This is a genomic window from Pseudoalteromonas sp. SCSIO 43210 (assembly GCF_054133285.1).
The window spans coordinates 175,729-192,352 of record NZ_CP087225.1; the positions used below are offsets into that span (position 1 = coordinate 175,729).

Below are 16,624 nucleotides of genomic sequence, written 5' to 3' on the forward strand. Positions count from 1 at the left end.
TCCAGCGCAGGTATGTAAAAAACAATCGCGATCTTAATGCAAACTACTATCATTTTCAACACCTTTCATTAACATGTTTTATAATGTGTTTGTTAATGGTTGCCAATTACGAATTCTGCTATTATAAGCTGCATATTAGTGGGGCTTTCTCCCATGTTATTTTATTGCTATGGAACTTACTGTGACTTCAACTGCTTTTTCATCTTTGGCTTTACCGGCTGGACTCGTTGATAACTTATCAACACTTGGCTATGCCCACATGACACCTGTACAAGCGCAAAGTTTGCCGCCTGTACTTGCTGGTAAAGACATCATTGCTCAGGCAAAAACCGGTTCAGGTAAAACTGCTGCGTTTAGCTTGGGTGTGTTAGCTAAATTAAACGTAAAACGCTTTCGTATTCAATCTTTAGTCTTGTGTCCGACTCGCGAACTTGCCGAGCAGGTTGCGGTAGAAATGCGTAAATTAGCGCGCGGCATTCATAACATTAAAATATTGACGTTATGTGGTGGTGTTTCAATTGGCCCGCAAATAGGTTCACTTGAACATGGTGCGCATATTATTGTTGGCACGCCAGGGCGTGTTGATGACCATATTCGTAAAGGTACTTTACGTTTAGATGATGTGGAAACATTGGTGCTTGATGAAGCCGATCAAATGCTTGATATGGGTTTTCAAGACACACTTGATGCAATTATTGAGCGTATTCCACAAAATCGTCAAACATTGTTATTTAGTGCTACATTCCCAAGAGCCATTGAAGCAATTGCTAAGCGTGTACTTAAAAACCCAGAAATGGTTAAAGTAGAAGAAGAGCAAGCCAAAAGCACAATTAAGCAGTACTTCTACAAAATGGATAACAATAAGCAGCGCTACCCAACGCTTAAATTATTGCTACTTAAATTTACGCCACAAAGCTGTGTTGTATTTTGTAATACCAAAGTAGAAACACAACAAGTGTGTGATGATTTAGCTGACGAAGGCTTCAGCGCTGTTGCATTGCACGGTGATTTAGAACAACGCGATCGTGAACGTACGCTAATTCACTTTGCAAATAAAAGTGCTTCAATACTTGTTGCCACCGATGTTGCAGCGCGTGGTTTAGATATTGATGATATGGACATGGTTATTAACTACCATTTAGCACACGACACGCAAACACATGTACATCGTGTTGGTCGTACAGGTCGCGCTGGTAAAAAGGGCATTGCATGTTCGATTTATGGTGAAGCCGAAGCGTTTAAAATTGCACAAATAGGCGAACATTACGAACGTGATATTACGCCTGAGCAAATGCCGCCGTTTAATTTATTAGATAAGCCGCCGTACCGACCTGAAATGGTTACTTTGATGATTGATTCAGGTAAAAAGCAAAAAGTGCGTGCAGGCGATATTCTTGGTGCTCTAACAGGTAAGGATGGGGTTGCAGGTCGTCAAGTAGGTAAAATTAACGTACTTGATAACGTAGCATTTGTTGCTGTTGAACGTAACTCATCAAAACCAGCACTTCGTAAATTAACTGAAGGCAACATTAAGGGGCGTAAAATACGCGCTCGTCGCCTTACTCGTTAATTTATATTTGAATGAATGTACTAACGAGCAGCTGCTTTTAGTTGCTCGTATTCTCCTTTTACTTTTTTAAATTTTATTTCGCAGCCGCTAGGCTTGTCGGGATGATTTTTGAGAGCTTGTTGCCGCCAGCGTTTTTGTAGCTCTTTAAGGGTAAAGTTAGTTGGCAGTTCCCATTTAGCAGTGAGCTCATCATAATTTTCTTTTGTTAACGTTACTGTTGTATCTGCATGTTTTACCTTCTCCCAAAAACTAGTCAAGAGTGCATCTACTTCTTGTGCTGAGGCATCGTAATTTTCCCAGTTTAGATAATAGTCCTTCAAATTTGTTTTAATTGTTAGTGGGAACTCACGCTCTTTTTCTAAAAGTTCTATATGCAAAGCTGAAACTAACAATGTTTGTGGATGAAGCTGAGTTTGAAGTTGATACAGTGCATTCATGATGAGAAAGTTGCGCTTAAATAAATCACGATCAGGATTTTTATCAAGTGATTTAATTGCACCACTATTTATAAGTTCTGATGCTAGAATATGAACTTGCCAAACTTGCTTTGTTAATATTAAATCAAATATCTGGTCAATCAGTGGGTTAAGCATTGTTTACGCCCTAGTAATTGGTGTATCTTCGATAAAGATTACATTGTTATAAGTAACAATCTGAAGGATTAAAATTATGCGAGGCAAGTTTAAGTGCCTTTTATTCATTGTATGTAGTGCGCTAGCTCCACCGAGCTGTGCACAAAATGCTACTTTGTTACTTGACGAGTTTAAACAACAACAGCAATGGAGTGCAAAGCTTCAATCTGGTAATACATTGCTGGAAATGCAGGCAACCACCGCTAAAGATCGTGCTTTAGTGTATTCAGAGTTGGGTAACTTAGCATTTTCTAACGGCCAATATCCTGATGCATTACACTATTTTAAACTACTCGAAAAAGAAACATCCCTCTCATTTTTACCTACAGAAAATTTTCGCGCAATAAAAATGCAAGGGGTGATACTGTTTTATCAAGGCTTATTTCAGCAGGCTATTGTTGAATATAGTCGTGCATTGGTTATTGCTGAAAATAACAATGAAAAGCTTGAACAAGCTAATATATTAAATAATATAGGTTTAGCCTATTTTGATATGCATAATTTAAAGCTCACTCTTGATTATTATTTAAAAGTACAAAGCCTCTATGAAACTGAAGGTAGCGATCAGGATAAGGCTGATATTTTGCTTAATATCGCTGGAGTTTATGTGCGGTTATCGCGCTATGACAGTGCATTCGCTATCTATAAAGATGTTCTTCAAGTTTACCAAAAGCTAGGAGATCAAAGTGGTATTGCCCAAGTATATAACAATATGGGTGTGGCTTCTTTTGAAAGTAATCAATTCGACTTAGCACTACATTACTACGAGTTAGCACTGCATTATTATTTATCTGTTAATGACTATAACCACTTATCAACTCAGTACACCAATTTAGCGAATATTAACTTAATATTAAATAAAGTGGATGTTGCCTATGAACAAGCAAGATTAGGTGAGAAATTTGCACTTAAAATTTCAAATCAAAGTTTGGAGCTTAATGCGCTATATGCTTTGGGAAAGGTACAATTTGTAAAAGGGGAACTCGATAAAGCTAAAGTGAGCTTGGAGCGTTCAACAGCGCTTGCCCACGAGTATAAAAGTGAGCGGATGATCCGAAATGGTTTAGGCACCAAGTCATTACTTGAAGCAAGCCAAGGTAATTACTCTAGTGCAATGATCCTTCATGAAAAGTTTATAGGTGAACTAAGACTATTGAGAAGCGATAGTATTATTAATGCATTGGCTGCATTGCAGGATCAATTCAAAGCAACTCAATTAAACCAAGAAATAAAGCAACTTAAGCAAGATCGCAAAGTACAAGAATTAAAAATGGCTCAGCGCTCTCAGCTCACTTTGTTTGTTTTTGTATTGTTATTCTTGGTTGTTGTGACTGGTGTGGCACTATATCGGCGTGGTGCAGAAAAGCGGGCGAAACATCACCTAGCTGAGCAGGTTGAGCAGCGTACAGCTGAATTGCAAGCAGTGGCGCAAGAATTAAGAGAAGCTAATGATGTAAAAAGTCAGTTTTTAGCAAATATTAGTCATGAAATTCGCACTCCTCTGACCGCAATTTTAGGCCAAACTGATGATTTAATTAACGGACTGTATGAACCTGAGCAACTTCAAGATGAATTAGAGATAATTCAACGCCATAGTGATCATTTAAAGAGTTTAATTAATGATGTGCTCGATTTAAGTAAAATAGAAGCAAACAGATTAGAGCTCAGTATTTCTTGTTTTGATATTGTGCAGTTAATAAATGATGTACACGCTATGTTTATTACTCAAGCGACAGCAAAAAACCTACGCCTTATTTTAGACAATCAAGTGGGTAATGAGTTTTACACTAAGCTGGATTTAATACGCGTAAAACAAATTCTTATAAATTTATGCGCTAATGCGATCAAGTTTACCCATTCAGGCCAAGTAGTGATTGTTCTAAATAAGACAGAACAAGGAGTCGTATTGGTCATTAAAGACACCGGAATCGGTATGAACTCAACACAATTAAAACTGATTTTCGAGTGCTTTAGCCAAGCTGATAACAGTATTAGTCGCCGATTTGGTGGTACGGGGTTAGGTTTGAGTTTGTCGCAGCAATTAGCCTCTATGATGGGAGGTTATATTAGTGTGCAAAGCGAATATAAGAAAGGCAGTCAGTTCTCATTCTTTTTACCGTGTGTAAAAGTTTCGAAAGAGCAGGGTCTTGCCGAATTACAAGCTCCAGTTTTAAAAGACAAGCAGTTAAGTGGGAGGGTTTTACTTGCTGAAGATCACCCTGATAATCGAAGGCTAATAAGTCGTTATTTACGCTCAATAGGACTCGAAGTTATTGCAGTTGAAAATGGTGAACAAGCCGTTGAACAATGCTTGCAAGAAGATCCAGATATAGTCTTACTCGATATACAAATGCCAGTGATGGATGGACGAGCTGCCTTTCAATTATTACAACAATGCGGTTTTCAACGTCCTATTTTTGCTTTAACTGCGAATGCAATGAGCCATGAGGTGGATGATTATTTAACACTAGGGTTCAGCGGATATCTAGCCAAACCTATCGATAAAGATTTATTTTATAAAACGTTAACTCAGTATCTTGGTTACACTAAAACGCCACAACAAGTTGAACAAAGTGATATTGATATGAGTGACTTGGTTATTAGTTTTAAGCAGAGTTTTACTTTAGAAAATGAGACTATAACACAGCACTTTATATGTGAAGATTTTGAAGCATTACAAAAAGATAGTCATCGTATTTTAGGTGCAGCGCAAATGTTTGGGCTGGATGAAATAGCGCAAGCAGCTAAAGATCTAGACAGAGCTTTATTACAAAAAGAAGATAATAGGAATAAGCAACATATCAAAGAGTTAGTGTTTAACCTGCAAGCTATTCTTCGAAAATACATGAAGGTTAACACATAAGTCAAATTGTTATTTATGGTATTAAAAAAGCGCCAAAAGGCGCTTTTTATTTTGAGTTTGGACGCTTCTTATTGACGTCTCATCGAATCAAAGAACTCATCGTTGGTTTTGCTCATTGATAGTTTATCGATTAAAAATTCCATCGCATCAATTTCTGACATGTCATGAACAATTTTACGTAAAATCCAAAGCTTCTGTAGCTCATCTGGCTTAGTTAGTAATTCTTCACGACGAGTACCTGAGCGGTTAAAGTCGATAGCAGGGAATACACGTCTTTCCGCAATTTTACGGTTAAGGTGCAGTTCCATGTTACCAGTACCTTTAAACTCTTCGTAGATAACTTCATCCATTTTAGAGCCAGTGTCGATAAGCGCTGTAGCTATGATTGTTAAGCTACCGCCTTCCTCAACGTTACGTGCAGCACCAAAGAAACGCTTAGGTTTATGAAGTGCGTTAGCATCAACACCACCAGTAAGTACTTTTCCTGATGAAGGAATAACGGTGTTATAAGCACGTGCTAAACGAGTGATTGAATCTAATAAGATAACAACATCTTTTTTATGCTCAACTAAACGTTTTGCTTTTTCGATAACCATTTCGGCAACTTGTACGTGACGAGAAGCGGGTTCATCGAATGTAGAGGCAATAACTTCGCCTTTAACTAAGCGCTGCATTTCTGTTACTTCTTCCGGACGCTCATCAATTAACAATACCATAAGCGTTGCATCTGGATGATTGTGTGTAATCGATTGCGCGATATTTTGTAGTAGCATTGTTTTACCCGCTTTTGGCGGAGCCACTAACAAACCACGTTGACCGCGGCCAATTGGCGATGCTAAATCAAGTACACGGGCTGTAATATCTTCTTTACTGCCGTTACCGCGTTCCATACGAAAACGTTCGTTAGCATGTAACGGAGTCAGATTTTCGAAAAGAATTTTAGTACGAGAGTTTTCAGGTTTATCAAAGTTAACTTCATTTACTTTAAGTAAAGCAAAGTAGCGTTCACCGTCTTTCGGTGGACGGATAAGACCTGAGATTGAATCGCCAGTACGCATGCTGAAGCGGCGAATTTGGCTAGGTGAAACATAAATGTCATCTGGCCCAGCTAAGTAAGAGGCTTCTGATGATCTTAAAAAGCCGAAACCATCTTGTAAAATCTCTAATACACCGCCGCCGAAGATGTTCTCTCCGCCTTTGGCATGTGATTTAAGAATAGCAAAAATAATGTCCTGCTTTCTTAAACGGGCTACGTTTTCGAGCCCCATGGACTCAGCTTGGTTTACAAGTTCTTTTATAGACTTGTCTTTTAATTCGCGTAAATGCATATTGGTGGGTTCTTTATTACAGTTGTCATACTCAAAATCGCTTTGATCGTTGAGTGAGGTTTGTTGAATATAACTAAGGATTAGTTGGCTTTATAAACTAGCAGTTCACTGGCGAAGCGTCCAGTCTTTATACAAAATAAATTCAAAAAAGGGCAAAAAGCCCTTTTTTATAGTTCTAGCTTACAGTTAGATGTTGTTTTCTAAAAACTCGATAAGCTGAGTTTTTGAAAGGGCACCTACTTTCGTTGCTGCAACTTGGCCGTCTTTAAAAAGAAGCAAAGTAGGGATACCACGAATACCAAATTTTGGCGGTGTGCCCGCATTTTGGTCAATATTTAATTTAGCAACAGTTACACGGCTGTCGTATTCATCAGCAACTTCGTGAAGAATAGGGGCGATCATCTTACAAGGTCCACACCATTCAGCCCAGAAATCTACTAGTACTGGTTTGTCAGATTGTAATACGTCAGCTTCAAAGCTATCGTCAGTAATTTGGATTATTTTCTCGCTCATTGCGCTCTCCGATTTAGTTAGGCGAAATATTTAGTGCGTATTTAAACACTCTTGTTTCTTATTGCAAGTTTAAACGTTATGCTTAAACGCTATGACTAAGACACATTTAACCGATAAAAAGTTTTCAGACTTTGCTATCGCACCGGAAGTGGTTGCCGGTTTAACCGAGAATGGGTTTGAATATTGCACACCTATTCAAGCAAAATGCCTACCTTTTATTTGTGATGGACGCGATATCGCGGGCCAAGCTCAAACTGGTACAGGCAAAACGTTGGCATTTTTAACTGCCACGTGCCATCGGTTATTACAATCTAGCAAAGCACCTAGTAAACATCCAAGAGCCCTGATCATGGCCCCTACTCGGGAGCTTGCGATTCAGATACACAAAGATGCTAAAATTTTAGCGCCGCACTGTAATCTTAACTTAGGTTTAGTATATGGTGGCGAAGATTACGAAAAACAACGTGCACAACTAGAAAAAGGCGTTGATATTTTAATTGGTACTACAGGTCGCCTAATTGATCTGTATAAGCAAGGCTGTTACACCCTTAATGAAATTGAGGTTGTCGTGCTTGACGAAGCTGATCGTATGTTCGATTTAGGTTTCATAAAAGATATTCGTTATATGTTTCATCGTATGCCGGATACATCAAAACGTTTAAACTTATTATTCTCTGCCACATTATCGTATCGCGTACAAGAATTAGCGTTTGAGCACATGACAAACCCAGAACATGTTCAAATTGAACCTGATGTTAAAACGGGTAAACGCATCCAAGAAGAGCTATTTCATCCTTCGCAAGAAGATAAAATTAAGCTGTTATTAACCTTAATTGAAGAAGAATGGCCGGAAAAAGCAATTGTATTTGCAAATACAAAACACAGTTGTGAAACCGTTTATGCTTGGCTTAAGTCAGACGGTCATCGTGTGGGCATGCTTACTGGTGATGTTAATCAGAAAAAACGCCAAACTATATTAGCGCAATTTAGTAAAGGTGAATTGGACTTTTTAGTAGCAACTGATGTTGCAGCACGCGGTCTTCATATTCCAGAAGTAAGTCATGTATTTAACTTTGATTTACCGGACGATTGTGAAGATTATGTTCACCGTATTGGTCGTACTGGCCGCGCTGGTGCATCAGGCCATGCAATTAGCTTTGCGTGTGAGCAATATGCATATAACCTGCATGAAATTGAAGAATATATAGAGCACAGCATTCCTTTATCGCATTACGATAAAACTGCATTGCTAGATGATTTAACTCAGCCTATTATTCAAAGAAAGCGCAACTATTCAACAGGTCCACGTAGCCGTAGTAATAACAGCGGACGTCGCCCAAATAATAGTTACCAAAAAGGACGGTCGTAAGCGATCGTTTGTATAAGCAGTAGTAACTAGAGGTTTTTGAACGGTGGGGCAACTTAAACCGCAAAAAAATGTTTATGCAGTTATTGATTTAGGCTCAAATAGCTTTCATATGCTTATTGTTAAATCAATCGCTGGTGGCCTACAAACAATAGGTCGCGTTAAACGAAAAGTTAGATTAGCCGCAGGACTTGATACAAAAAATGTATTGAGTTCTGAAGCAATGCAGCGAGGCTGGGAATGCCTTGCTCTTTTTGCTGAGCGCTTACAGGATATCCCCAAAAAAAATATCACCATAGTTGCAACTGCAACACTGCGTTTAGCAACGAATGCTGATGTTTTCAAAATTAAAGCAGAAAAAATTCTTGGTCATAATATCAATGTAATTAGCGGAGAAGTAGAAGCGCGCACAATTTATAAAGGTGTTGCTCATACTTCATCATGCACGGGCAAACAGCTTGTTATTGATATCGGTGGTGCTAGTACCGAGGTTGTTATCGGCAAAGGTTTTGAAGCACTGCACTATAAAAGCCTCAATATGGGGTGTGTAACCTATCTTGAACGCTACTTTAAAGATTGCCAATTAAGTGATAGTAACTTTAATACGGCAATAAAAGCAGCGCGCACTGTCATTGACGAAATATCTCCCGAATATAAAGCCGCTAGTTGGAAAGTTGCTTCAGGTGCTTCTGGTACAGTCCAAGCAATTCAAGAAATAATGGTCGCGCAAAATCTTGACGACTTACTTACGCTTGAAAAGCTTAACACGATAAAAAATCAAGCCATTGCATTTAGCACTATAGCCGCATTAGACCTTCCAGGGCTAAGTGAAGACCGCCGCTTGGTATTTGTATCCGGACTCGCTATCTTAATTGCGTTATTTGAATCTCTTGAAATAGAGAGCATGGGATTAGCGGGTGGAGCTCTGCGTGAAGGTGTTTTATATAGTATGGTGCCAGAGCTTCATAATAACAATATTCGTAAACGCACAGTTGATGGGTTTATGAGTCGTTATCATGTTGATCAAAAACAAGCGTGTCGAGTTTCAAGCTTGGCAATGCAGTTAGCGCTGAGTATTGATAAAGATTGGCCAATTGAAAGCTTAAATGGGTTACCACTATTAAAAGCGGTAGCGCAGCTTCATGAGATTGGATTACTAATAGAGTATAAGCAGTACCATAAACATACCGCTTATATTTTGGAAAATACCGATATGCCTGGTTTTTCACAGTCAGAGCATAAATTAATAGTAGCGGTAGCAGATGCACATCGATCTGATTTTCCAAAAGGTTGTTTTAATTCACTCGGCGTAAATAGTCTATTAGCGCAATATATAGTGAGATTACTACGAATAGCAGTCATTTTATCAATGCGCAGACAAGATGATGTACTGCCTAAGTTTGAGTTAACTGCTAAAAATGAAGTCTTAGACCTTAAGTTTGAAAGTAACTGGTTAAAAGATCATCCATTAATGGCCAGTGAGCTGCAACAAGAGTCTAAACAGCAAGGAAAACTTGGCTGGAAGCTCATAGTAAACTAATTAAAAAGGCCCATCAGGGCCTTTTTAGTGTTTAAAGTAACCATTTCGATGTAAATATGTGCGAACAGCACATTATTTCAAGTTTTCTTCAAAAAAGGGTTGATCTGTTTTCGGATCTCCCTATAATGCGACCCCACTGAGACGGGAAACAGCAACGCATAGCGAAGCATGAACAACTCAGAGTGTTAAGTAAAACTTAGATTGAATCTTTTTAGAAAGTTTAAATTTAAGTGTTGACAAAAAAATAGGAAAGCGTAATATGCGCAGCCCTAGCGAGGTAAAGTTCAACTTTATAATCGCAACGTTCTTTAACAATATAAAGCAATCATCTGTGTGGGCACTCGTACAGATTGAGTTCTAACAGCCAAACTACTTCGGTAGCGAGGCAAACAAATTAGAGTCTCAATTGAAAACTGAGTGACCAACAGAATAGTTATTTCGGTAATTATTCGGCACAGTCAATTCAATATCGAAAGATATTAAAAAATTCAGAATTCATTGAGCTGTCGAAAGACATAAAACTTTTTAATTGAAGAGTTTGATCATGGCTCAGATTGAACGCTGGCGGCAGGCCTAACACATGCAAGTCGAGCGGTAACAGAAAGTAGCTTGCTACTTTGCTGACGAGCGGCGGACGGGTGAGTAATGCTTGGGAACATGCCTTGAGGTGGGGGACAACAGTTGGAAACGACTGCTAATACCGCATAATGTCTACGGACCAAAGGGGGCTTCGGCTCTCGCCTTTAGATTGGCCCAAGTGGGATTAGCTAGTTGGTGAGGTAATGGCTCACCAAGGCGACGATCCCTAGCTGGTTTGAGAGGATGATCAGCCACACTGGGACTGAGACACGGCCCAGACTCCTACGGGAGGCAGCAGTGGGGAATATTGCACAATGGGCGCAAGCCTGATGCAGCCATGCCGCGTGTGTGAAGAAGGCCTTCGGGTTGTAAAGCACTTTCAGTCAGGAGGAAAGGTTAGTAGTTAATACCTGCTAGCTGTGACGTTACTGACAGAAGAAGCACCGGCTAACTCCGTGCCAGCAGCCGCGGTAATACGGAGGGTGCGAGCGTTAATCGGAATTACTGGGCGTAAAGCGTACGCAGGCGGTTTGTTAAGCGAGATGTGAAAGCCCCGGGCTCAACCTGGGAACTGCATTTCGAACTGGCAAACTAGAGTGTGATAGAGGGTGGTAGAATTTCAGGTGTAGCGGTGAAATGCGTAGAGATCTGAAGGAATACCGATGGCGAAGGCAGCCACCTGGGTCAACACTGACGCTCATGTACGAAAGCGTGGGGAGCAAACGGGATTAGATACCCCGGTAGTCCACGCCGTAAACGATGTCTACTAGAAGCTCGGAGCCTCGGTTCTGTTTTTCAAAGCTAACGCATTAAGTAGACCGCCTGGGGAGTACGGCCGCAAGGTTAAAACTCAAATGAATTGACGGGGGCCCGCACAAGCGGTGGAGCATGTGGTTTAATTCGATGCAACGCGAAGAACCTTACCTACACTTGACATACAGAGAACTTACCAGAGATGGTTTGGTGCCTTCGGGAACTCTGATACAGGTGCTGCATGGCTGTCGTCAGCTCGTGTTGTGAGATGTTGGGTTAAGTCCCGCAACGAGCGCAACCCCTATCCTTAGTTGCTAGCAGGTAATGCTGAGAACTCTAAGGAGACTGCCGGTGATAAACCGGAGGAAGGTGGGGACGACGTCAAGTCATCATGGCCCTTACGTGTAGGGCTACACACGTGCTACAATGGCGCATACAGAGTGCTGCGAACTCGCGAGAGTAAGCGAATCACTTAAAGTGCGTCGTAGTCCGGATTGGAGTCTGCAACTCGACTCCATGAAGTCGGAATCGCTAGTAATCGCGTATCAGAATGACGCGGTGAATACGTTCCCGGGCCTTGTACACACCGCCCGTCACACCATGGGAGTGGGTTGCTCCAGAAGTAGATAGTCTAACCCTCGGGAGGACGTTTACCACGGAGTGATTCATGACTGGGGTGAAGTCGTAACAAGGTAGCCCTAGGGGAACCTGGGGCTGGATCACCTCCTTATACGATTTAGAACTTATTTGTTCGTAGTGTCCACACAGATGATTGTTAATTAGTGCTTGTTCTTCGGAATAACTAATTAATATGCTCTTTAAAAATTTGGAAAAGCTGATAATAAAATTCTGATAGATAACATTGTTATTTATCAAGAGTTTTCAAAAGTAAAAAAACAATGGTAGCAGTACCATTGAGTGCCATTTAGTTAACTCTTATGAGTTGATTGATTGGTATCTACTTTAGTATTCAATATTGACTTCTGGCGAAGTTAAACTGTCACAAAACAAAGACCCGTTTGGGTTGTATGGTTAAGTGACTAAGCGTACACGGTGGATGCCTTGGCAGTTGGAGGCGATGAAGGACGTATTAACTTGCGATAAGCCTAGTCAAGCTAGTAAAAAGCGCTTGAGACTAGGATTTCCGAATGGGGAAACCCACCTGCTTGCAGGTATCGTTAACTGAATACATAGGTTAACGAGGCGAACGCGGAGAACTGAAACATCTAAGTACCCGTAGGAAAAGAAATCAACCGAGATTCCGAAAGTAGCGGCGAGCGAAATCGGAACAGCCCTTAAGCTTATTATGTGTTAATGGAAGGCTGCTGGAAAGCGCCACGATACAGGGTGATAGTCCCGTACATGAAAAGACATTTTAAGTGAAATCGAGTAGGTCGGAGCACGTGAAACTTTGACTGAATATAGGTGGACCATCATCTAAGGCTAAATACTCCCAACTGACCGATAGTGAACCAGTACCGTGAGGGAAAGGCGAAAAGAACCCCTGTGAGGGGAGTGAAATAGAACCTGAAACCGTGTACGTACAAGCAGTAGGAGCCCACTTGTTGGGTGACTGCGTACCTTTTGTATAATGGGTCAGCGACTTATATTTTGTAGCGAGGTTAACCGAATAGGGTAGCCGTAGGGAAACCGAGTCTTAACTGGGCGACTAGTTGCAAGGTATAGACCCGAAACCCGGTGATCTAGCCATGGGCAGGTTGAAGGTTGAGTAACATCAACTGGAGGACCGAACCCACTAACGTTGAAAAGTTAGGGGATGACCTGTGGCTAGGAGTGAAAGGCTAATCAAACCGGGAGATAGCTGGTTCTCCCCGAAATCTATTTAGGTAGAGCCTCGGACGAATACTTACGGGGGTAGAGCACTGTTAAGGCTAGGGGGTCATCCCGACTTACCAACCCTTTGCAAACTCCGAATACCGTAAAGTAATATCCGGGAGACACACGGCGGGTGCTAACGTCCGTCGTGAAGAGGGAAACAACCCAGACCGCCAGCTAAGGTCCCAAAGTCATAGTTAAGTGGGAAACGATGTGGAAAGGCCCAGACAGCCAGGAGGTTGGCTTAGAAGCAGCCATCCTTTAAAGAAAGCGTAATAGCTCACTGGTCGAGTCGGTCTGCGCGGAAGATGTAACGGGGCTAAACTATGCACCGAAGCTGCGGATTCAGAATTTATTCTGAGTGGTAGGGGAGCGTTCTGTAAGCGGTTGAAGGTGTACCGGGAGGTATGCTGGACGTATCAGAAGTGCGAATGCTGACATGAGTAACGATAATGGGAGTGAAAAACTCCCACGCCGGAAGACCAAGGGTTCCTATCCCATGTTAATCAGGGTAGGGTAAGTCGACCCCTAAGGCGAGGCCGAAAGGCGTAGTCGATGGGAAACAGATTAATATTTCTGTACTCGATATAATTGCGATGGGGGGACGGAGCAGGCTAAGCAAGCATAGCGTTGGTAGTCTATGTGAAAGTGAGTAGGGCGTTTGTTTAGGTAAATCCGGACGAACACTAAACCTGAGACACGAGACGAGTCACTACGGTGATGAAGTTGCTGATGCCATACTTCCAGGAAAAGCCTCTAAGCTTCAGATTATATGGAATCGTACCCCAAACCGACACAGGTGGTCAGGTAGAGAATACTAAGGCGCTTGAGAGAACTCGGGTGAAGGAACTAGGCAAAATCGTACCGTAACTTCGGGAGAAGGTACGCTCCTATCTGTGATGAGACTTGCTCTCTAAGCGGACGGGAGCCGCAGTGACCAGGTGGCTGGGACTGTTTATTAAAAACACAGCACTGTGCAAAATCGCAAGATGACGTATACGGTGTGACACCTGCCCGGTGCCGGAAGGTTAATTGATGGGGTTATCCTTAGGGAGAAGCTCTTGATCGAAGCCCCGGTAAACGGCGGCCGTAACTATAACGGTCCTAAGGTAGCGAAATTCCTTGTCGGGTAAGTTCCGACCTGCACGAATGGTGTAACCATGGCCACGCTGTCTCCACCCGAGACTCAGTGAAATTGAAATCGCAGTGAAGATGCTGTGTACCCGCGGCTAGACGGAAAGACCCCGTGAACCTTTACTACAGCTTGGCACTGAACATTGAACCTACATGTGTAGGATAGGTGGGAGACTTTGAAGCAGCGACGCTAGTTGTTGTGGAGTCAACCTTGAAATACCACCCTTGTAGTTTTGATGTTCTAACGTTGGCCCCTGAATCGGGGTTATGGACAGTGCCTGGTGGGTAGTTTGACTGGGGCGGTCTCCTCCTAAAGAGTAACGGAGGAGCACGAAGGTTGGCTAAGTACGGTCGGACATCGTACGGTTAGTGTAATGGTAGAAGCCAGCTTAACTGCGAGACAGACACGTCGAGCAGGTACGAAAGTAGGTCATAGTGATCCGGTGGTTCTGAATGGAAGGGCCATCGCTCAACGGATAAAAGGTACTCCGGGGATAACAGGCTGATACCGCCCAAGAGTTCATATCGACGGCGGTGTTTGGCACCTCGATGTCGGCTCATCACATCCTGGGGCTGAAGTCGGTCCCAAGGGTATGGCTGTTCGCCATTTAAAGTGGTACGCGAGCTGGGTTTAGAACGTCGTGAGACAGTTCGGTCCCTATCTGCCGTGGGCGTTTGAGAATTGAGAGGGGTTGCTCCTAGTACGAGAGGACCGGAGTGAACGAACCGCTGGTGTTCGGGTTGTCATGCCAATGGCATTGCCCGGTAGCTACGTTCGGAACTGATAAGCGCTGAAAGCATCTAAGCGCGAAGCAGGCCTCGAGATGAGTTCTCACTAGACTTTTAAAGTCTCTGAAGGGCCGTTGAAGACTACAACGTTGATAGGCAAGATGTGGAAGTGGTGTGAGCCATTAAGCTAACTTGTACTAATTACCCGTGAGGCTTAACCATACAACGCCAAACGCGTTTTATGTGATAGTGAAACACGCGAAGAAGTTAATATAACTAAAGTAGATATTACTTAAAGAAAGACTTAAAAAATATTATCAGATATTTTCCAAATTCAGTTAGTGCGCAGAAATACGTATTAACGCCCAAATTTGCTTGGTGACAATAGCGTTTTGGACCCACCTGATTCCATGCCGAACTCAGTAGTGAAACGAAACAGCGCCGATGATAGTGTAGCATTTGCTATGTGAAAGTAGGACATTACCAGGCTTCAAATTAAAGAAACCCGTTGCAGCAATGTGACGGGTTTTTTGCTGTCTGGGATTTAGTAAATAGCCAAGAGTCCATGCCGAACTCAGTAGTGAAGTCAAAGCTTCGACCGATGATAGTGTAGCATTTGTTATGTGACTTTCTACCGCTGTGGGCACTACGACATTACCAGGCTTCAAATTGTAGAGAGCCCGACTAGAAATAGTCGGGCTTTTTTACGTCTGCAGAAAAGTGAAATATGGGGGAGTAACGAACATTACATACTCGATTCTTCTCCAATTCATCTAAATGTACAAGTTGAGCGGAATAGCTCATTATTCCAGTACTAAAGTTAATAACCAAATTTAAAGGTTATTTAAAATAGTCCGTAAGCTTGGGTTTCTTCACTTTCGGATTCTTCTATTTGGGTTGGTTTAAATATCACGCTTGGATCAATTAACACACTGTGCTTTTGTGAAAGCTTGATTAATCCTCGCATCATATTTTTAGTTTGTGGGTCTAGATCAAAACCAACCTCAGTGAGCTTATCCAGTGGCCTTATGTCTTCTTTTTTATAGTCGATATTGTCTTCGACTTTATCTACTAATAAACCAACATGTGGATTTAATCCGTCTTTGGTGGTGAAAACAATAATAGGTTTATAGTCTAAGGTTATTTGCTCTTTAGCTGATTCAAATAAACGCTCAAGCTGAATTAGACTATTACGCTTAATTTTGTCGAGCAGAGCTGATACTTGTTTATGATCACTTTGATTATGGGCTGCTATGGCTGCCTTTGCTGTCTCTAGTAATGATTGGAAAGGCTCGTCAAGCCGAGAGATTGTTAATTTTAAATCTTCATTGTCGGTGTTGAATTCTTTGTAAAACAAAACAAAATCTTGTAGTTCTGCGTCATTATTTGAAATAGAAGCCGAGCTATTTAATACGTTACTTTGAAGGGTATTAAACCAGTTTAATAGTTTGTCTTGCCATATTCTTAGTTGTTTTAGTACATGCGCATTACTTTGTTCGGTTGAGATATTATTTAAAATAATACCTAAATCAAAAACAGGTGTTGGTGTATCCATATAATCTTTAACACCAATAAAGCTTTTATTATTGTTTGGTAAAGTTGTTAGATTATTGTCAAAGCGCTCAGTTAATAAAATATCGAGTATTTTTAGCGAAATTGTTTTGCAGCCCACTTTAAAGTTTATTAATTCCATGCCTTTATCTTAATTTACCTATTAATGCTTTAAGGATAGAACAAATTAAATAAATAGCTTAAAGATGGATAAAATTTAACAGAGATAG

8 protein-coding genes and 3 rRNA genes are annotated in these 16,624 nt (G+C 41.4%); 7 read left to right on the forward strand and 4 right to left on the reverse strand.

The annotated features are described in order from the left end of the window. Nucleotides 1-181: 181 nt before the first annotated feature. Nucleotides 182-1,570, forward strand: a complete 1,389-nt coding sequence (gene dbpA / locus LOS73_RS00745) for an ATP-dependent RNA helicase DbpA (protein ID WP_457934318.1) — start codon at nucleotides 182-184, stop codon at nucleotides 1,568-1,570. Between the two features lie 20 nt (nucleotides 1,571-1,590). On the opposite strand, the gene LOS73_RS00750 is transcribed toward dbpA, so the two are convergent. Then, complete coding sequence (locus LOS73_RS00750; RefSeq protein WP_457934319.1) at nucleotides 1,591-2,163, reverse strand: DNA-J related domain-containing protein; 573 nt, start codon at nucleotides 2,161-2,163, stop codon at nucleotides 1,591-1,593. Nucleotides 2,164-2,239: 76 nt separating this feature from the next. On the opposite strand from LOS73_RS00750, the gene LOS73_RS00755 reads away from it, so the two are divergent. Then, entirely contained in the window at nucleotides 2,240-5,065 is a 2,826-nt protein-coding gene (locus LOS73_RS00755; RefSeq protein ID WP_457934320.1) for an ATP-binding protein, read from the forward strand. A gap of 68 nt (nucleotides 5,066-5,133) precedes the next feature. On the opposite strand, the gene rho is transcribed toward LOS73_RS00755, so the two are convergent. Together rho and trxA are read right to left on the reverse strand one after the other, a co-directional pair. Further along, nucleotides 5,134-6,393: a transcription termination factor Rho gene (gene rho / locus LOS73_RS00760; RefSeq protein WP_007377355.1), complete on the reverse strand. Its 1,260-nt coding sequence runs from the start codon at nucleotides 6,391-6,393 to the stop codon at nucleotides 5,134-5,136. A 186-nt stretch (nucleotides 6,394-6,579) separates the two neighbouring features. Then, nucleotides 6,580-6,906 (reverse strand): thioredoxin TrxA, encoded by a 327-nt coding sequence (gene trxA, locus LOS73_RS00765; protein ID WP_002960942.1) that lies wholly within the window; start codon nucleotides 6,904-6,906, stop codon nucleotides 6,580-6,582. A 91-nt stretch (nucleotides 6,907-6,997) separates the two neighbouring features. On the opposite strand from trxA, the gene rhlB reads away from it, so the two are divergent. From rhlB to rrf, 5 genes are all read left to right on the forward strand, one after another. Further along, nucleotides 6,998-8,275, forward strand: a complete 1,278-nt coding sequence (gene rhlB / locus LOS73_RS00770) for an ATP-dependent RNA helicase RhlB (RefSeq protein WP_007377356.1) — start codon at nucleotides 6,998-7,000, stop codon at nucleotides 8,273-8,275. 43 nt (nucleotides 8,276-8,318) lie between these two features. After that, on the forward strand, nucleotides 8,319-9,812 hold the full coding sequence (gene gppA / locus LOS73_RS00775; RefSeq protein WP_457934321.1) for a guanosine-5'-triphosphate,3'-diphosphate diphosphatase: 1,494 nt from the start codon (nucleotides 8,319-8,321) through the stop codon (nucleotides 9,810-9,812). Nucleotides 9,813-10,338: 526 nt separating this feature from the next. Beyond that, nucleotides 10,339-11,874, forward strand: a 16S ribosomal RNA gene (locus LOS73_RS00780). A gap of 300 nt (nucleotides 11,875-12,174) precedes the next feature. Further along, a 23S ribosomal RNA gene (locus LOS73_RS00785) occupies nucleotides 12,175-15,065 on the forward strand. A gap of 152 nt (nucleotides 15,066-15,217) precedes the next feature. Beyond that, nucleotides 15,218-15,332: ribosomal RNA gene (rrf, locus tag LOS73_RS00790) — 5S ribosomal RNA — on the forward strand. Together the 16S, 23S and 5S rRNA genes form the textbook arrangement of a ribosomal RNA operon. Before the next feature lie 355 nt (nucleotides 15,333-15,687). Here the strand turns inward: rrf and LOS73_RS00795 are convergent. Next, nucleotides 15,688-16,536, reverse strand: coding sequence for a chemotaxis protein (locus LOS73_RS00795; protein WP_457934322.1), 849 nt, complete (start codon nucleotides 16,534-16,536; stop codon nucleotides 15,688-15,690). Nucleotides 16,537-16,624: the final 88 nt, after the last annotated feature.